The sequence below is a fragment of the Ningiella ruwaisensis genome, assembly GCF_004798935.1.
GTDB lineage: Bacteria > Pseudomonadota > Gammaproteobacteria > Enterobacterales > Alteromonadaceae > Glaciecola > Glaciecola ruwaisensis.
The window spans coordinates 87050-104470 of sequence record NZ_RAHT01000005.1 but is presented as its reverse complement, the minus strand read 5'-3'; the positions used below and the strand labels follow the sequence as shown (position 1 = coordinate 104470).

The window sequence follows — 17421 nt, the reverse complement described above, 5'->3', positions numbered from 1 at the left end:
AATGCTTCGGTATTTTTCGGTGTGAAGCGACGCATTTGATTACATGACAAAAAAAAACATATATATCCATTTTGGCCCTCCGAAAACTGGCACCTCTGCCATTCAAAATTACTGTAACACCCATAGGGAGCATTTAAAATCTCAAGGTATTTATTACCCTGCACATAAATTAGATTCAAACGACGTAAGTTCTGGCAATGTAGAAAGTATTTTCGATCGTAATGAAAAGGGGGAGCTAATAATAAGTTCAGCAAAAGTTGAAACGCTAATAACGCTCTTCAACAACTCCAGTGCAGATATACTGTTGTTAAGTTCAGAATTTTTCTTTAAGCGCCTTTCAGAAATTAATAAGTATTTCCCTGAATCTACGTATATTGGTTATGTTCGCAGCCCTGTTGATTTTTTTGAGTCTTCTTATAATCAGACTATCAAACGGCATGGCAATACAAAAACTATTCAATTTTCAGATAAACTCAATTTCTCAATACCAAACGTTTTAGAACGGTCAGTAAAAAGCATAGGTAAGGACCGATTTATACTACGGGCCTATGCAAAAAATATTTTTCCAGAAAAGGATATCGTTGCAGATTTTTTATCCATATTTGATATAAATAAAGCGAATGACTATCTTCCACGCACCATCAATCCTTCTTACTCATTTGAAGCTTTAGAGTTCAAACGTTGGTTAAATCAATTTGATTTAGCAGAAGTTTCTCATGTCACAGACATCTTATTACAGGCTTATCAAGCAGGACAAAAAGAATTTTCTTTATTAACACCTAGTGTATTTGAGAAATATAAAGAGCAAGTTGTCGAATATATAGTTCCTTTAACACAGCGATTAAATATTGAAAATAGCGACGCGCTTCTCAATAGCATTAAATCAAGTAAGCAGAGGAAATATTTAGAGCAAAAATTGAATTATGAGCAGTTTACACAAGTTAGAGACCACATCAAACAGGAGTCGGAAGAGCTGTTTTTCAGATTGTGTCAATTGTTATATAAGCATTCGTACTTACCTATTTTTAAGCATCAGTATGTGAAATGGTTTCTTGAAGATCATTCTTTGTCGTCAGTAGGGAGGCGAAGAACGTTTTTTACATTTCTGTTTTCCAAATCATCATTGGCCTCGAAGAAGCAATTTTTTTCGGGATATATAAGACAAAAACTAGGGAAAAACCAGCCCTTAACTTGGGGGAAGGGAAAGTCTCAAATACACGGTGTAGACAGTTTAAAAAGTAAATTGAACATAGCCCCTGAAACTTCGGACATCGCTGTACTAATGAGTATTGCTAACTTTTGTGAGGTAAACGGTAATATTGAATTTGCTTTTTATTTGGTAGAAGAGGCCTTGAAGCAAGCACCTGAGAATAAAGAAATAAATACAAAACTCGCGTCTTTGGAAAATGCTCTCTCCGTCCATTTGGAATCGAAAAAGTAAGTATATGATTTTCCAGTCTTTGATGAAAATCATCCAACGTATCGTTAAATTGATGCCAACAAGTTTTGTTACTTTTTTTAAGCGCAACCCAAAGTTGACTGCTTTGTACAGCCGAACACTTGTTAAATCAGGACTTTTTTATGGGCGTCCTTCTACTAAAAAACTTGAAATTTTGACTAAAGAATTACTAAAAAAACAGTCCGAACAGTTCAGGCATAATCAGAATAAAACTTCCAACGATTTTTCGTTACTTATTATTACCTCGTCCTCTGATATCGATGCTTGCTTAGAAATGCTTCTTGATCTCGACTCTCCCTCTTTTTCAAAAATATTATTTTTTTGCGCAACAGAGGATGTCGAAAAAGTTATTCAACGAATTTATTCGTCGCCTATAACAAATTTAAAGTGGAGGGTTTCTTCAAGACTGGATGGCTTAGTCGATGAGGAACCAATTCTAGTTATCAACAATGATGATGTGCTTGTATCTTCTTTTACCACTTTGATTAGTAAGTTAACGAGTTCTTCGGTCGATGTCTGTTATTTTGATAGGGCTTTTTACAGTACTAATGGAGAGTTCGTAGAACCCGAACTGTACCCCGATTGGAATGCTGATCTTCAGTTGAGCACCAGCTACATCCGAACTTGTGTTTATTTTGCTAAAGGAAAATATCTTTTATCTAGTTTTGATCTTGAACCGTCTAAACATTTTGTAGCGAATTGGATGATTAATAATTTTTTTGAGCAATGTAGTCGGCAGGTGCATCACATTCCAATAATTGGAGTGTTTTCACCACCGGAACCTTCAGAAAGTCTTAAGATGACGCGAGAACTTCTAAAATATTTACTTGCTCAAGCTAATATAGAGGATGTAACGGAACGCGGTTATATCAGGGATATTCAATGGAAAATAGAAAATGAACCCTTAGTTAGTTTGATCATACCTACATATAACGGCAAAGATCTAGTCGAACAATGTGTTAAATCAATATTGTCCTTAACCACTTACAAGCACTTTGAGATAGTGCTCGTTGACAATAACTCTGATGACAAGGAGGCAATTGCTTATTTCCATGAACTTAGCAATCATGAAAAAATCAAAGTGCTTAGGTATCCCCATCCGTTTAACTATTCAGCTATTAATAATTTTGCTGTTTCTAAATGTAATGGAGAGATAATTGGGCTTATAAATAATGATATCAAAGTAATAACACCTCAATGGCTAGAGCATTTGCTTTGCATAGTTTTACGTGAAGATGTCGGGAGTGTAGGTGCAAAGTTATTATATCCTGATAATAGAGTTCAACATGCAGGCGTCGTGTTAGGTTACGGTGGAGGAGCAGGGCATGCCCATAAATTTTTTCCTCGCAATCACGATGGGTATCTCAGTCGCCTTGCTGCAACAAATAATTTCAGCGCTGTAACAGCTGCTTGTTTACTGGTAAAGCGAGAAGATTATTTGAAAGTGGGTGGTCTTAATGAACTCGACTTAACGGTAGCCTTCAACGATGTTGATTTTTGTCTTAGGTTGCTAGAGATAAGAGAACGAAATGTATATTGTGCTATAGCTGAGCTATATCATTTTGAGTCCATATCAAGAGGGGCTGACGACACCAAAGAAAAAAGTGAGCGCTTTCAAAAAGAACTTCAGTATTTGCGTTCGACTTGGCGTACTTACATAGAGCATGATCCGGCTTATAATCAATGTCTGACTCTAAAACGTGAGAATTTTGCAATTGTAGATTCGTCTGAGTATATTCATGCTATATCTGAGCTAACACCACAGTAAGTGTTCTCATAGGTATATGCGGTATGATGCTATTATCGCAAAATAAACGTTATCTTAGTTTATAGAGGGAAAATATGAAAAGAAAAGGAATTATATTAGCAGGCGGCTCCGGAACACGCTTGTATCCCCTAACAAAGGTTGTCAGCAAGCAGCTTATGGCCGTTTACGACAAACCGATGATCTATTACCCGCTTTCAACGCTTATGTTATCTGGCATTCGCGATATTCTTATTATCACAACACCTGAAGAGCAATCACGCTTTATTGAGCTATTGCAGGATGGTAGTCAATGGGGGTTGAATATTGAATACGCGGTGCAGCCATCTCCAGACGGCCTCGCTCAAGCTTTTTTAATAGGTGAGAATTTTATCAATGGCGATGATTGCGCCTTGGTACTTGGTGATAATATTTACTACGGTCATGACTTAAGAGTTTCGCTAAAAAATGCACATGCTCAAACAAGTGGTGCGACAGTATTTGGTTATTACGTTAACGACCCACAGAGATACGGTGTTGTTGACTTTGATGAAAACTGGCAAGCAGTTTCTATTGAAGAAAAGCCTGTTAAACCTAAATCGAATTATGCAGTAACCGGATTATATTTTTATGATAAGCGAGTTGTGGACTTTGCTAAACAAGTAAAGCCTTCGCCTCGAGGTGAACTGGAAATCACTGATTTAAACAATTTGTATCTTAAAGAAGGGAGCCTCAAAGTCGAACTAATGGGCAGAGGCTCTGCTTGGCTAGATACGGGCACGCTCGACAGTTTACTTGATGCGGCTAACTTTGTTGCTGCCATGGAAAAACGTCAAGGCTTAAAAATATGTTGTCCTGAAGAAGTGGCCTATCGGATGGGCTTTATTGATGCTGCACAGCTTGAAAAATTGGCAGCGCCATTGCTCAAAAGTGGTTATGGCGATTACCTTATAAAAGTCATTCATAACAAAATTGCCTAGTATTACAGCATGCCTTCATTCAATAAGGCATGCTGTGTGAATCTATACTTTTTAAGTTAATTTAAGAGTTTTTAATGCAACTGATAGACACTAAAATTCCTGATGTGAAAATTATCGAGCCTAAAATATTCGGCGATCAGCGTGGATTTTTTATGGAAACGTTCAGAGATGATTGGTTTCGGGAACATTGTAAAGACGTTGGATTTGTTCAGGACAATCACTCTAAGTCAAAGCAGGGAATATTGCGTGGCCTGCATTATCAACTTGAGCAGACACAAGGAAAGCTGGTGCGTGTTCCCTACGGTGAGGTATACGATGTTGCGGTTGATATGCGCAAGCATTCAGCAACCTTTGGTCAGTGGGTAGGGGTGGTTCTTTCACAAAAAAATCAGCGACAGTTGTGGGTGCCGGAGGGCTTTGCTCACGGTTTTTATGTCATGAGTGAGTCGGCTGAATTTGTGTACAAATGCACCGATTATTATCATCCGGCATCTGAGGTCTCTCTTAAATACAATGACCCGAAGCTTAATATCGACTGGCCTTTAGTTAAGGGTGATTTGCCGGCCTTGTCCGATAAAGATGAAAACGGACTCTCGTTTGAGGATGCTCCCACGTTTTAGTGACATGGCGACTCAAATGGCCAAGCGATACAATAACTGATAAAAGAACTGATAAAAGAACTGATAAAAGAACTGATAAAAGAACTGCTAAAAAGTAAGAAAGGGAAAAACAGATGAGCACAGTCGTTATAGGAAAGTCAGGTCAATTGGCCACTGAACTTTCAAGCCTTACTGGAAGCGACACTCTATTTTTAGGCAGGGACGATATTGATATTACAGCTGCCGAGTCTATATCAAGCACACTCGATGCACTGAATATTAGTAACGTAATAAATGCCGCTGCCTACACCGCAGTGGATAAAGCTGAAAGCGATGAAACAGCGTGTCGAGCTGTTAATGAGCTAGCTGTCAGGAATTTGGCCGAGTACTGTAAATCAAGAAATCTATTTATGGTGCATGTATCGACTGACTATGTTTTTTCAGGGAGCAAAGGCTCGCCTTATTTGGTAGATGACCTCATAGCACCGCAAGGAGTTTATGGTGCTTCCAAGGCAGATGGTGAATCCATTTTGTTAAAGTTGCTGCCACAAAGTAGCTGTATTATAAGGACGTCTTGGGTTTATTCTGCCAGAGGCAATAATTTCGTAAAAACGATGCTGAGGCTAATGCGTGAAAAACCTGAGTTGAGCGTCATTGATGACCAAATAGGAAGCCCTACTTGGGCGCACGGCTTGGCAAAAGCTTGTTTGTATGCGGCAAATACTAGATTAGACGGTGTATATCATTGGACTGACGAAGGTGTTGCAAGTTGGTTTGACTTTGCAACTGCCATACAGCGCCTAGCCATTGAAAAAGGCATGCTGAAGTATGCGATCCCAATTAAACCTATTCCTAGCAGTGAATTTCCAACTCCCGCAAAGCGTCCTCACTATAGCGTTTTGGATAAAAGCCTGACACGACTCAACTTTAAAGAAGTTGGACTTAAGCACTGGGAATCTCAATTAAATAAAATGCTGGATGAGTTACACCAGCAAGTACAGAAAAAAGAGCAGTCATAATGAGTAAAAAAGTGATTTTGGTAACCGGTGGTGCTGGCTTTATTGGCTCTGCTGTCGTCAGACACATTATAAATGACACTGAACACTCGGTGGTAAATGTTGATAAACTGACCTACGCAGGCAATTTATCTTCTCTGGAGACGGTAAGTGACGATGCTCGATATTGTTTTGAGCAGGTGGATATTTGCGATGCCAACGCAATAGCACACATTCTGACTAAGTATCAACCCGATATCATTATGCATCTAGCGGCAGAATCGCACGTAGACCGCTCAATCGACGGCCCCGGCGAGTTTATTCAAACAAATATCGTTGGAACTTATGTTTTACTTGAACAGGCTAGAACTTACTTTGAATCACTTTCATTAGATAAAAAGCGCGATTTTCTGTTTCATCATATTTCCACAGACGAAGTGTATGGCGATCTCCCTCATCCCAATGACGCAAATCGACCAGCCGAGCTTCCAATGTTCACGGAAGAAACAGCTTATGCACCTAGTTCACCTTACTCAGCTTCAAAAGCGTCGTCCGATATGTTGGTAAGAGCCTGGCAGCGCACATACAACTTCCCAGCGCTTGTCACAAATTGCTCTAATAATTACGGTCCATTTCACTTTCCAGAAAAATTAATTCCGCTAGTCATCTTAAACGCTTTGGCCGATAAACCCTTACCAGTATATGGTAAGGGCGATCAGATTCGTGACTGGCTATTTGTAGAAGATCACGCCAGGGCGCTTTTAATTGTTGCGCTTAACGGTAAAGTGGGAGAAACGTACAATATTGGCGGGCATAACGAAAAGCAAAATATCGAAGTGGTTAAAACCATTTGCGATATTCTGGATGAAATCAGACCTAAAAAAAGTGCGTATTCTGAGCAAATAACTCACGTTGCCGACCGGCCTGGGCATGATATGCGTTATGCGATTGATGCCAGCAAGATAGCCAATGAGCTCGGATGGAAGCCTCAAGAGACCTTCGAGAGCGGTATCAGAAAAACAATAATATGGTATTTGGAAAATGAAGCCTGGTGGAAAGCCATACAGGATGGTTCGTATCAGGGGGAGCGTCTTGGTTTGGGGAGTAAGTAATTAACCTCTACTCGGGATAAGCAAGCTTGCTTCGATTTAAACAGATGCAAATCCAAGCAAGCTGAAGTGGTTTAATTGAATAAACCTATACCGAGCATCGATTTTAAGAAGGTGTTGCTAGCATCTATACAGATACTTTATCAATCAACTTCTCAACCATTCGCTTACCAATGCCTTTGACATTTTGCAGCTCTTCAACCGTTTGAAAATTACCGTTAAGTTCGCGGTAGCTAATAATCGCCTCAGCCTTTTTAGGGCCGACACCCGGCAAGCTTGATAAAGTTTCAGCGTCTGCTTCATTGATATTTACAATCGCCTGAATGGCGGCAACGCTCTGTGCTTTAACGCTTTCCTGACCATTGCTTTGAGCAACAACATTTGAGTTAAAAGAAAGCAGCATTGCTGAAGTCAGCGCCGCTACACTTATTAGTTTAGTTAGTTTTTTCATCATATTCTCCTTTGAATCCTTGTGCTCCTGTGCACGCAAAAAAGAATAGATCGTTCCTCAAACTTTAGAAACTTGTACCTTAGTTGGTTTTTATGGATTTGCTTATCAAAAAGCAACGAAAGATTTAAAAGACGTACTCAAGCTAACGAAGATATATTATATGAAGAAGAAAGGCCGCTTCGCATTATAGAAAGCATCCAAAAAAGTAAGTTTCCCCGTTTGAAAGTGATTGGTACTGTGAAATGGTGGCATGGATTATTTAAAGGCGTCTACCGCCACGGATGGCGGTAGTCGAGCGGCCATGGATGGCGAAAAGCGACCTTTAAATAATCCATGCCACCATTTCTAAACAATCAATTAAACCTACAAACGCTCAAGTACCGCTTGGGTAAAGTCTGTCGTACCGTGTTCGCCACCTAAATCGCGAGTTGTTCTATCGCCAGACTCGATTACATCTTTCAATGCAGAGCGGATTTTCTCTGCTTTATCGCCCCTGTTTAAATACTCAAGCATTTGAATAGAGGCAAGAATAACCGATGTTGGGTTTGCCAAATTCTTACCGGCTATATCCGGTGCAGAGCCGTGAACGGCTTCAAAAATGGCGCAGTCTTTACCGATATTGGCACCTGGTGCCATACCTAAACCGCCAACCAGGCCAGCACATAGGTCAGACAAAATGTCGCCAAATAGGTTAGTGGTAACAATAACGTCAAACTGATGCGGGTTCATAACAAGCTGCATACAGCAATTATCAACAATCATTTCTGTTGATTCGATGTCTGGATAACGCTCACCTACTTCACGGGCAACTTTTAAAAACAGACCGGAAGTGGATTTAAGAATATTGGCTTTATGCACAGCCGTTACTTTTTTGCGACCTTCACGACGGGCTAATTCATAAGCGAAAACAACGATTTTCTCAGCGCCTTCGCGTGTGATTTTACTCATGGCTTCTGCTTCGTTTCCGTCTTCAGATACCACTTGGCCTAAACCACTATACATACCCTGCGTGTTTTCGCGCACAGTAATAATGTCAATATCTTCATAGCGCGCTTTTGTGCCTTTAAAAGATAGCACCGGGCGCACGTTTGCATAAAGCTGAAACTGTTTGCGCAAACTTACGTTAATAGAGGTAAATCCCTCACCTACTGGCGTAGTTAAAGGGCCTTTAAGTGCCACCTTGTTTTTAGCTATCAAATCTTTGGTTTCATCTGGGAGCAATTCGCCATGGTTTTCAAGCGCCATAAGTCCTGCATCGGCGTAGTCGTACGCAAAATCGCAACCTACTTTGTCTAAAATCTGGATGGCTGAATCAATGATATCGGGGCCGATACCATCACCACGAATAACGGTGATTCGTTGTTGTGTCATGTCGTTTCCTCAAGATGCTTTTAAGCCGCGCATTTTACATGACCTTAGGCGTTTTAAACAGTCTAAATCATGAGTATTCGCTGTATTTATGTGCACTTAAACGTTTAAGGGCGGCGTAGTTACCTACACAAATTGTTCTCGTATTGTTCTCTATGCCGCCTTACGCCGCTTTGAATAGGCTTAGACCTGAACGCGATAGCAAGGGTGGTATTCACTGCCTGGCAGTTTCATTCGACCTTGTTCCACAAACGAATTAAGCAGGGCATCCATCTTTTTCATAAGATTCACATCACCCGTCAATTTAAAAGGCCCGTGCTTATGAATTTGACGTACGCCTTCAGCTTTCACGTTTCCGGCAACTATGCCTGAAAAACACTTTCGTAGGTTTGCTGCAAGTGAGCCTGGCTCTTGGTCTAAGTGCAAGTTCAAACTGGCCATGCTTTCATGCGTAGGCTCAAATGGACGCTGAAAATCTTCGGGTATGTGTAGCCGCCAGTTGAAATTAAAGGAATCACCATGCTCTTTGCGATACTGCTGGACAGCAGCTTTTGACTGCTGCATTTCGTAAGCAACCGCGGCGGCGTCTCCTACAATAATTTGATATTTTGACTGTGCTTCTTTGCCCAGAGTCGCCCCCACAAATTCATCAATCGCTTCAAAATAGGCTTTTCGATTTTCCGGACCGGTTAAAATTAATGGGATAACCTGATCTGCATTTTCTTCATGCATCAAAAGACCAAGAAGATACAAGAGCTCTTCAGCTGTGCCCACACCGCCTGGAAATATTACGATACCGTGCGACGCGCGAACAAACGCCTCTAGTCGCTTTTCAATATCAGGCATAATGATGAGCTCATTAACAATCGGGTTAGGCGGCTCTGCGGCAATAATGGAGGGTTCTGAAATGCCTACATAGCGCCCATTTTTGTTACGCTGCTTTGCATGGCCAATCGCGGCGCCTTTCATTGGGCCCTTCATGGCACCAGGTCCACAGCCTGTGCAAATATTAAAACCACGCAAACCTAATTCGTAGCCAACCTCTTTAGTATATTTATATTCATCCTGACGGATAGAATGGCCACCCCAGCATACCACTAAATTTGCCGGCTCAGAGCTTGAGAGCGCGTTTGCGTGGCGCATCATATCAAACACCATATGGGTAATCAGGGAGCTGTCGGTTTCGTTAAGACCAAGCCCTGAATATTGCTGATGTTTGCTACTCATATAAAGCATATCGCGAAGTACAGCAAAGAGGTGTTCGTGCACACCTGCGATAAGTTTACCGTCTACAAACGCAACTTCCGGCGGATTAATAAGCTCCATTTTTACGCCACGTTCGCGCCGTACTAATCGCACATCAAAATCTTTGTATTTTTCAAAGAGGGCTTCTGAATCATCTTGTTCGACACCACTGTTTAATACAGCTAAACAGCAGTTTCTAAACACGCGGTAATGGTCAGCTGAAGTGCTTGTACCCAGCTGATTGACTTCTAGTTGTGAAAGCTGGCTCATCCAGCCTACCGGGTTTAACTGATAGGTTTTGCTCATTTAGCATCCTTTATTTTTGTTTGATTGCGCCCAGCTTGCTTTGCTTGGTAAAGCAGGGCATCGGCTTGCTCAAATGTGTCGTGAATATTCCCCACATCGGTAATTGAGGCCAGTCCGATGGAAACGGTCACACTAACGCGGTTACCTTTAAACATAAAGGGAAGTTTACTGATTTTTTCGCGCATCACTTCTACGCGCTCAAAGCTTTCATTCAGGTTGCTATTTGGCAGCAATGCAATAAATTCTTCGCCACCCCAGCGGGCAACAAAATCACCAGATGACAAGTTTTTCTTTATGTGCGTTGCGATAACCTGAAGAGTTTTATCACCCACTGAATGGCCATATTTATCGTTTATTGACTTAAAGTGGTCAATGTCAATAATCGCCATGCATATATCTTGTTTTTGATGCTCAGCCAGAGCAAAGGCATTTTCAACCTTTTCTTCGTAAGCCATTCGGTTAGGCAGTTTTGTCAGCGTATCGGTCATCGCATTAATGCGCTGATCAAGTAACTTTTGCTTGTAGCCTTCCGCTTTTTGCTCAAGTTCGGTCAAGCGCTTTTGCATGCTTTGCAGGAGTGCGATCATTTTCTCTTGTTCGGCCCGATCATCTGCTTCTGATGCACGAAGCGAACTCTGCATTTTATTTAAGTAAGATGTGGCTTCGCGTTTAAGGTCTTCGATTTTGTGGCTGTCTGACAAAGCTGTTTCAATGGCGGTAATTTGTTTTGCCATTGCTTTGTTTTGAGCGCTGCGCTTTTCCATACGTGTCTTTGACGTTTGGATCGTGGATTTAATGCCCACATTAATTTTGCTAAGGCTTTGATGAATGTTGTGAATTAACTTATTGGCAGTGCTGGACTCTTTAATCACATCTTTAAGTATAAATCGTATGGTCACCAAACAGCATTCTAGGAGTTCACTATGCTCCAAGCCTTTGCTCAATCTCTGCCGCAGGTCTTGAATAGTCTTCTCTTCAATTGTCCTGCCTTCTAAAGTCGCAGCCTCTTTTGACACCAGAAAAGGGGAAATAAGCTCTTTAAGCTCTTGCGTTATCTGCTCATGCAGGGCTTTTTGTGCTTTCACGTCTTGCTGAGATTGCATGACAACGTTATTGGAAAGCGCCTTTCTAAACAGTACCAAGGCCTGTTCAAACTGCGATATAGGAGAACTTGCCGAGTCTTTTTCAGGAGAAAGACTTTGCATAAATTGCTTTATTTCCGACTTGACCTCTTTATCGACGACGTCAAGTTCATGTATATGCCGCAACGATTTTTGAATTTGCGACAGTGTGTCGAAATTCTTTTGCTGCATGTACTTCCCTTCCTGTTTGAGCTTGGCACTTAAAGCCACCGACAGTTCGGTTGCACCACTATAATCTGGCTTGCCAGACAGGAGCTTTTTGATTGCTTTAAGCTCGTCATCGATTTTAGGATTGGCGCCTTTGAAAAAGTCGGCCATATTCACAATAAAGAGCGATAGCTTATCAAGCTGTTGTTTAGCAACCATAAGTTGTTGTTTGGGGTTAGCCGTGCTCATTATTGTCTTTGATCCCTTGGATGAATAAAACGTTTATGCCTAATGTATTTAATTAAGTTAAAAGCAGGAAATTATTGCCTTGCTAGTCTTACATCGGCATAAGGCGCTTCAAAGTTAGATCTAAATGGATTTATATCTAAACCGCCTCGTCGGGTATAGCGAGCGTAAACCGTAAGCTTACTGGGTTTGCACTGCGATAGGATGTCGTAAAAAATTCGCTCAACGCACTGTTCATGAAACTCATTATGCTGTCTGAACGAAATTAAATACTTCAACAAGTTTTCGTGGTCTATTTTTGTTCCTTGGTATTTTATAAGCACTGAACCCCAGTCTGGTTGATTGGTAATCAGGCAGTTGGATTTTAATAAGTGGCTTACCAGAAGCTCTTTGACTTCTTGTTGTGAGTTATTCGTTTTTGACTCATTAGCGCTTAGCCGCCCCGGGTCAATCTGGTAATCATCAATTTCAATGTCAAGCTCATCTAACAGGGCGAAATCAAAAGGCTCATTTGTGTGTGAAGCGCTCTCGCTTTGTGCAGACTCAAATTGTCCTAAAGACAGTTGGGCAAAGCAATCAAAACCCAGAAGTTCAAGTTCAACCGCCTGACCCGCACAATCAGACAAATCTTTTTGCATTATCTGCCGAACTTGTTCCAGGGAGGCAAACTGACTTTGATTGAAACTATTTAAATACAATTTAAATGATTTGGATTCAATCAGGTTTGGCGAGCTTACAGGTACTTTACAGCGCAAAATCGCAATAAGTGGTTTCCCTTTACTGTTAAGCCACGACACTTCGTAACCATTCCAAATATCCACGCCATGAAAGGGCAGCTCTTTGGGCAGGGCAATCTGATCTCGACTTAAACTTCTGGGCACGCTTTGCAGTAGGCTCGCGTCGTATTTATCTGAATATGTTGTCGATTTTCCTAATACTAAATTATCCAATGTCATCTCTTTTTGGGGTTTGAGCATCTTTCTGTTGTGATAGTGTTATGTAGTATACTAAAAGCGCCTCGTTTAAACACTGACAGAGTAGTAATTGAGATGACGCAAATTGAGCAGAGCGATAGATTAAGTGATTTTAAACATCACTTTGAAAAGTTTGTACAAAGCTATATTGAACAATCCAATAAAGATAACAAAGGTTTGATCACTGAATTTGACCCAGAATGGCCTTCACCTTGTTTACAAATTGACGAGTCGTTAAGCGCTGGTGCTAGTGCCGGCGAAAACATCGCATGGAAACCTTATAAACGAACGCCACCAGGGGATTTGCACAATCTGGAAAGTGCGCTTGAAATTAGCATCGATACTCGATTAGGACTCTTATTTGGCCAGTACTTTGGTTTAGATTTGCATGCAGAGCATGAAAGAGGGCCGGTGCTGTTACTGCAGGCTTACAGCGAAACAGATTATGAACGCCTGCAGAAAAATCTTATTGCTCACGTATTGATGAAGCGTCGTTTGAAGCAAGCCGACACGCTGTTTTTTGCACTCACCGATGAAGATGACTGGATCATTTCACTTGATGTACAGTCATGCGCCGTTGTTTTAGAACAAGTTGGTAAAGCGCCTAAAGAGAAGATTGCAGATTCTCTAACGGATTTTATTGCTGCTTTAACGCCAGTACCTCAGTTTGTAAGTCTTTAACTTGAGACTCAAGCGCGGCTATCCTTGATTTAAGTGTTTCAAGTGTTTCAAGTGTTTCAAACAGTTTAGCATTGATTGGCTCATGCGCCGCATTTTTATTGGAAATACTAAGTTCAGACGATGTTGGCGTTTTGTCTTTCATTGATGGGCTTGCGCCTGCCCCAGAGTCTTGTATTGCGCTCAAATACGCTGTTTTATAGCTTACTTTTCTGCCTTTCGGCATGCTCTGCCAATACCGCAAAGCGCTAATAATTGCAGGAAGCGGTATTCGCTTTGGAAATTTAGCGCGTAATAAGCCGCTGGTAGGTGCTATCCCTTTATGCTCAAGCTCAGCGCAAATAGATAGCATGGCTTCAAGCTGGCTATCTTTATTTTCTTTTGTCATCGAGTTTCCAAAATATGCTTATTTGAGCGCTGTATTTTACGCTATTTTCTATCAAAAACGATTGCTTTAAATTCACTTGTCTAATTTTGCGAATTTATCGTCAAATATGCTCATACTTAGCAAAACTCACACTTAAGTATTGATCAAATGTTTAATATTTTTCTTTAAGTTATTGAAAATATTAAATTTTAAATTTTTGGCATAGAGCCTGTATAAGGGCTTAACAAACGAGTTACAACAATATAGTTAAGCACACTTAGAAAAAAGGAAGAGATATGAACAAGGTATTTTCCCCGTTAATTCCCGTTTGTCTGGCTGCATCGTTAGCATTAAGCGGCTGCGTAATATCAGTAGATGGCGATTATGACGGTGATTACGACGGGCACGAATCCTGGCAACAAGTTCAACGCGATAATAAAGCGGAAATAGACAAATTAAGCATAGGCGAGTCACTTGAGTATGTTAGAAAGCGCATGGGCAAAGCGGATTTTAACGAGGCGCTCAAAACTGACAGCGGAAATTATCAAATCTTATGGTATCGCACGCATCGTGAGCGTGGTGATGGTAAAACCACTAAAGATGAATGCACGCCTTTGGTATTTATGAATAATGAGTTGGTCGGTTGGGGTGATACCGCACTTGATCAAATCACCAAGTCATAAAATTAAACACCAGCGTGATGTAAGTCATTTCTCCCAAGATAGTCCCGCTAGTTTTCCCGAGTCTTTTTATATGAAGCTCGGGTTTTTTATTTTCTGGTTTCTGCATTACCGCTGTAAAGTTTATAAAATCACTTGTAAAAAAAATGTTATCAATTTAGATGTATTCAATTAGACTAGTGCAATAAAGTACCTATCAAACAAGTGAGCGACCTTATGCCAGTATCAAGGACTGAATCGAGTTACCATCCTGATCTTAAACAAATTACCCCCGCCTATTTAAAAGCAGAGGATTTAAAGGTTGCGGCCTCTATCCTATATAACGCGTATTTTGATGACCCGCTATTTGTTAATATCTTTCAGGCTGATAGAGAAGGTTACGAGGCGCGTTTACGTTCAGCGATAAGAGAGGAAATTAATACATTTTGGGAATCTGACCAGCCGCTAATTGGTTTGTATGAAGATGATCGTTTATTGGCTGTTTCATGTTTGATAGGACCCGATGCCTCTTTTGGTGCCGGTCGTTTTTGGCACTGGCGACTAAAGATGTTGCTCACGGCCGGCTATTTCGGTACCAAGCAGATGATTATTAAGGAAGAAAAAGTACGAGATAAAATTCCGGCAAAAAATTATTACATGCTTTCCTTAATAGGCGTGCATCCTGATCATCAAGACATGGGCTTAGGACATGTGCTAATGAGTGCAATGCTTGGCTTACTTGACGAAGATAATCAGTCAGAAGGAATTGGCGTGTTAGTAACATTGCCTAAATGCTTATCGTTTTTTCAAAGCGCCAAATTCGAGCACGTTGAAGATATCGCGGTTGGGAATATTACCGGTAAGGTTATGTTTAGACCAAGACATGCCTAACCTGCAGCCTATTGCAGTTTTTTACTTCAAATAAAAGACTGCAATAAAAAATCGCCAGCAGATTTCACTTCTAAATTTCCTCAATTGTATGTAAGAAATGTCTTACAAGTGTGTCGGTTTTTTCCGTTTTATTCACCTAACGATATCCTATCAAATTAGTAAAAAATCAATAGAATCAAAATCTTAAATAATGGTGCTAAAAGATGAGACTTACAGGTTTATTAATTTTTTTTAATTTAGTTCACCTAATTATTTTTACATTCTGTATTCTACACACGTCTTAAGGGATTGGCAGGACGCCTGAAAAGACCAACGAAAGTTGACGATAGCGAAGGACGCTATCACATGGAAGCACATTGATGTAGGAAGCATCACCAAGAAAAGGAAATCTTGTAAAAGGAAATGGAAAAGGGATCTTCATAAGGACATGTTGCCTGCTTAGGATGAGTGGGATGAAAATGGAAAGGGGTGTAAGGGATTTTATCGGGATGATGGTTTAGCAAAGGAACGCTGAGAAGGACGCTCAAATTTCATGAGAGGCAGACTGTAAAGGTCTGCCTTTTTTGTTGGCTTGGCTTGTTTTAATTCTTGTTTAAATACTTGTACAAATCAGCAAAACAAATCAGAAGGCCGTATTCACTACTCGAAAAACAGGAAGTTCTACGCTGATGATGTGCTTTCCATGCGTTTTTATCTTCCCTGTGTAGAGTGTTTCACCATCACTACTAAATTCCAGCATGTACGTAATTGCCCAGTCTGGTTTTCCCCTGTGCAAGCCAAATTTGGTTGTTTTGCGTGCCAGCGAAATAAACTGAAGCCCCTCTTTCTCGCAATATCGTTGTGCATAAGCAATGGCATATTCTGCAATACCGCGTAAGCGCCAGAATTGAAGGCCAACAATGCCTATCAGTAAAAGAATGCTAAGACTGTAAATATCCATTTATTGCTATTTTCCCTGGCTATCAAAAAGACTTTGAACGGCGCGCTTGAGGCTAGGTTTGAGGCTTTCATCTCTTAGCATAGCGAGAATAAAGACGCGCAATTCCGGAATTTGCACAAGATCGGCAAATAGGCCTCTGAAAAGGGCAAAGCTCTTATCAACAGAAGCAACCTTGCCAAAAAACGCCAGCAACAAATCTGTATTTAAGCCTGTTCCCTCATTATCTCGTTCCGGGGAGAGTAATTGCCAATGTCGGCCAGCAATTACGACTAAAGATTCTGTGTCCAAAGCGGCGTCATCAAGGATAAGTGCGTCTATAAAGCGCTTTACTTTCTTTGTTTGTGAACTAGCTAAGGCTCTTATTATTGTAGGTGCAATCGCTCTATCAGCATTTGCATAGTAGTTGATTAAGCTATTTTGCACTTCGTCGTTGAGCCTTACGCCTTCAAACGTGGAGCACAGGCACACCAGCACAGGATGCGGCAGTGACGATAAATGCGTCACGAATGCATCACTCACTTCGCTTGAATTTATTTCAAGCGCTAAATCTGACATATCCTGAACGGTAAGTTCATCCCACTTTTGAATATTTGGCGCTTTTAAATAACGTAATGCTTGATGAAAGCCGCTGCGTTTAGCCAGGCCTAATTTTTGACAAATAAAAGCATTACAATCTGCAAGCAATTGCTGGCTCGGTGCAAACACAAAGGGGTTTTCAGGCAGCTGCGCCTGTTGGCTGGCAGCATTTTGCAGTTCTTTGCCAAGTGCATCAACAACAATGTGCAAAAACTGATCGCGCGCGGCTTGTTGCAACAAACCTTGTTCATCAATCGGCAGTTTTAAAAACCACATGTAATGGTCATGACTGAGCTGTTTATTCCAAAACACAATACAAAACCAAGCGTGAGCCTGCCTGGGATGCGGATAGGGGCATTTATTTAATTCTATTTCGAAAAAGCGTTGGTTATCGAGTAGACAACGAGTGCGGCTGACATCGATGATAAAATATTCAGTTCCTGCTTGTAACAAAAATTCGCTTAATGTGCCCCATGAATCAGGCGTATTCGCACTTATCGGTTTAGGCTGGGATGTATCGCTCATTACTGTTTTAATTCGTTGGT

General features: G+C 40.9%; 17 protein-coding genes. 9 read left to right on the top strand and 8 right to left on the bottom strand.

Features of this window, described 5'->3' with window-relative positions; genetic code table 11:
- Positions 1-43 precede the first annotated feature (43 nt).
- The 6 genes from D6V41_RS11480 to rfbB all read left to right on the top strand — a co-directional run bounded on the left by D6V41_RS11480 (position 44) and on the right by rfbB (position 6889).
- Positions 44-1441 (top strand): hypothetical protein, encoded by a 1398-nt coding sequence (locus D6V41_RS11480; protein ID WP_136251670.1) that lies wholly within the window; start codon positions 44-46, stop codon positions 1439-1441.
- 4 nt (positions 1442-1445) lie between these two features.
- Positions 1446-3227 (top strand): glycosyltransferase family 2 protein, encoded by a 1782-nt coding sequence (locus tag D6V41_RS11475; RefSeq protein WP_168711016.1) that lies wholly within the window; start codon positions 1446-1448, stop codon positions 3225-3227.
- Positions 3228-3301: 74 nt separating this feature from the next.
- Positions 3302-4183, top strand: coding sequence for a glucose-1-phosphate thymidylyltransferase RfbA (gene rfbA, locus D6V41_RS11470; protein ID WP_136251668.1), 882 nt, complete (start codon positions 3302-3304; stop codon positions 4181-4183).
- A 74-nt stretch (positions 4184-4257) separates the two neighbouring features.
- On the top strand, positions 4258-4803 hold the full coding sequence (gene rfbC / locus D6V41_RS11465; RefSeq protein ID WP_136251667.1) for a dTDP-4-dehydrorhamnose 3,5-epimerase: 546 nt from the start codon (positions 4258-4260) through the stop codon (positions 4801-4803).
- Positions 4804-4916: 113 nt separating this feature from the next.
- Positions 4917-5801 (top strand): dTDP-4-dehydrorhamnose reductase, encoded by an 885-nt coding sequence (rfbD, locus tag D6V41_RS11460; protein ID WP_136251666.1) that lies wholly within the window; start codon positions 4917-4919, stop codon positions 5799-5801.
- On the top strand, positions 5801-6889 hold the full coding sequence (rfbB, locus tag D6V41_RS11455; RefSeq protein ID WP_136251665.1) for a dTDP-glucose 4,6-dehydratase: 1089 nt from the start codon (positions 5801-5803) through the stop codon (positions 6887-6889). Before rfbD ends, rfbB begins: the two co-directional genes overlap by 1 nt.
- Before the next feature lie 124 nt (positions 6890-7013).
- On the opposite strand, the gene D6V41_RS11450 is transcribed toward rfbB, so the two are convergent.
- From D6V41_RS11450 to queF, 5 genes are all read right to left on the bottom strand, one after another.
- Complete coding sequence (locus D6V41_RS11450) at positions 7014-7337, bottom strand: ComEA family DNA-binding protein (protein ID WP_136251664.1); 324 nt, start codon at positions 7335-7337, stop codon at positions 7014-7016.
- Positions 7338-7700: 363 nt separating this feature from the next.
- Complete coding sequence (locus tag D6V41_RS11445) at positions 7701-8708, bottom strand: isocitrate dehydrogenase (RefSeq protein ID WP_136251663.1); 1008 nt, start codon at positions 8706-8708, stop codon at positions 7701-7703.
- A gap of 180 nt (positions 8709-8888) precedes the next feature.
- Positions 8889-10256, bottom strand: coding sequence for a nucleotide 5'-monophosphate nucleosidase PpnN (gene ppnN / locus D6V41_RS11440; protein WP_136251662.1), 1368 nt, complete (start codon positions 10254-10256; stop codon positions 8889-8891).
- Positions 10253-11794: a GGDEF domain-containing protein gene (locus D6V41_RS11435; RefSeq protein ID WP_136251661.1), complete on the bottom strand. Its 1542-nt coding sequence runs from the start codon at positions 11792-11794 to the stop codon at positions 10253-10255. Before D6V41_RS11435 ends, ppnN begins: the two co-directional genes overlap by 4 nt.
- 71 nt (positions 11795-11865) lie before the next feature.
- Entirely contained in the window at positions 11866-12747 is an 882-nt protein-coding gene (queF, locus tag D6V41_RS11430) for an NADPH-dependent 7-cyano-7-deazaguanine reductase QueF (protein ID WP_241664535.1), read from the bottom strand.
- 93 nt (positions 12748-12840) lie between these two features.
- On the opposite strand from queF, the gene syd reads away from it, so the two are divergent.
- Positions 12841-13446 (top strand): SecY-interacting protein, encoded by a 606-nt coding sequence (syd, locus tag D6V41_RS11425; RefSeq protein ID WP_136251659.1) that lies wholly within the window; start codon positions 12841-12843, stop codon positions 13444-13446.
- Here the strand turns inward: syd and D6V41_RS11420 are convergent.
- Positions 13403-13831, bottom strand: a complete 429-nt coding sequence (locus D6V41_RS11420) for a hypothetical protein (protein ID WP_136251658.1) — start codon at positions 13829-13831, stop codon at positions 13403-13405. The two genes, syd and D6V41_RS11420, sit on opposite strands and share 44 nt — an antisense overlap.
- 275 nt (positions 13832-14106) lie before the next feature.
- Here D6V41_RS11420 and D6V41_RS11415 point away from each other — a divergent pair, with 275 nt between their 5' ends.
- A complete protein-coding gene (locus D6V41_RS11415; RefSeq protein WP_136251657.1) occupies positions 14107-14493 on the top strand; it encodes a DUF3192 domain-containing protein in 387 nt (128 codons plus the stop codon).
- A gap of 213 nt (positions 14494-14706) precedes the next feature.
- Positions 14707-15360 carry a GNAT family N-acetyltransferase gene (locus D6V41_RS11410; protein WP_136251656.1) on the top strand — a complete coding sequence of 218 codons (654 nt, stop codon included), beginning with the start codon at positions 14707-14709 and terminating at the stop codon, positions 15358-15360.
- 622 nt (positions 15361-15982) lie between these two features.
- On the opposite strand, the gene D6V41_RS11405 is transcribed toward D6V41_RS11410, so the two are convergent.
- Both D6V41_RS11405 and D6V41_RS11400 read right to left on the bottom strand, forming a co-directional pair.
- The gene (locus tag D6V41_RS11405) at positions 15983-16300 is read right to left on the bottom strand and encodes a DUF3301 domain-containing protein (protein WP_136251655.1); all 318 of its coding nucleotides are present in this window, start codon (positions 16298-16300) and stop codon (positions 15983-15985) included.
- Positions 16301-16306: 6 nt separating this feature from the next.
- Positions 16307-17401: a DUF3549 family protein gene (locus tag D6V41_RS11400; protein ID WP_136251654.1), complete on the bottom strand. Its 1095-nt coding sequence runs from the start codon at positions 17399-17401 to the stop codon at positions 16307-16309.
- Positions 17402-17421: the final 20 nt, after the last annotated feature.

What these genes read in the sequence shown, in the direction of transcription:
- syd (WP_136251659.1), top strand. Translation starts at nt 12,841, where the DNA reads ATGACGCAAATTGAGCAGAGCGATAGATTAAGTGATTTTAAACATCAC.
- D6V41_RS11445 (WP_136251663.1), bottom strand. Translation starts at nt 8,708, where the DNA reads ATGACACAACAACGAATCACCGTTATTCGTGGTGATGGTATCGGCCCC.
- D6V41_RS11435 (WP_136251661.1), bottom strand. Translation starts at nt 11,794, where the DNA reads ATGAGCACGGCTAACCCCAAACAACAACTTATGGTTGCTAAACAACAG.
- rfbC (WP_136251667.1), top strand. Translation starts at nt 4,258, where the DNA reads ATGCAACTGATAGACACTAAAATTCCTGATGTGAAAATTATCGAGCCT.
- D6V41_RS11405 (WP_136251655.1), bottom strand. Translation starts at nt 16,300, where the DNA reads ATGGATATTTACAGTCTTAGCATTCTTTTACTGATAGGCATTGTTGGC.
- D6V41_RS11420 (WP_136251658.1), bottom strand. Translation starts at nt 13,831, where the DNA reads ATGACAAAAGAAAATAAAGATAGCCAGCTTGAAGCCATGCTATCTATT.
- D6V41_RS11410 (WP_136251656.1), top strand. Translation starts at nt 14,707, where the DNA reads ATGCCAGTATCAAGGACTGAATCGAGTTACCATCCTGATCTTAAACAA.
- D6V41_RS11450 (WP_136251664.1), bottom strand. Translation starts at nt 7,337, where the DNA reads ATGAAAAAACTAACTAAACTAATAAGTGTAGCGGCGCTGACTTCAGCA.
- rfbB (WP_136251665.1), top strand. Translation starts at nt 5,801, where the DNA reads ATGAGTAAAAAAGTGATTTTGGTAACCGGTGGTGCTGGCTTTATTGGC.
- D6V41_RS11400 (WP_136251654.1), bottom strand. Translation starts at nt 17,401, where the DNA reads ATGAGCGATACATCCCAGCCTAAACCGATAAGTGCGAATACGCCTGAT.
- D6V41_RS11475 (WP_168711016.1), top strand. Translation starts at nt 1,446, where the DNA reads ATGATTTTCCAGTCTTTGATGAAAATCATCCAACGTATCGTTAAATTG.
- D6V41_RS11415 (WP_136251657.1), top strand. Translation starts at nt 14,107, where the DNA reads ATGAACAAGGTATTTTCCCCGTTAATTCCCGTTTGTCTGGCTGCATCG.
- rfbD (WP_136251666.1), top strand. Translation starts at nt 4,917, where the DNA reads ATGAGCACAGTCGTTATAGGAAAGTCAGGTCAATTGGCCACTGAACTT.
- rfbA (WP_136251668.1), top strand. Translation starts at nt 3,302, where the DNA reads ATGAAAAGAAAAGGAATTATATTAGCAGGCGGCTCCGGAACACGCTTG.
- D6V41_RS11480 (WP_136251670.1), top strand. Translation starts at nt 44, where the DNA reads ATGACAAAAAAAAACATATATATCCATTTTGGCCCTCCGAAAACTGGC.
- queF (WP_241664535.1), bottom strand. Translation starts at nt 12,747, where the DNA reads ATGACATTGGATAATTTAGTATTAGGAAAATCGACAACATATTCAGAT.
- ppnN (WP_136251662.1), bottom strand. Translation starts at nt 10,256, where the DNA reads ATGAGCAAAACCTATCAGTTAAACCCGGTAGGCTGGATGAGCCAGCTT.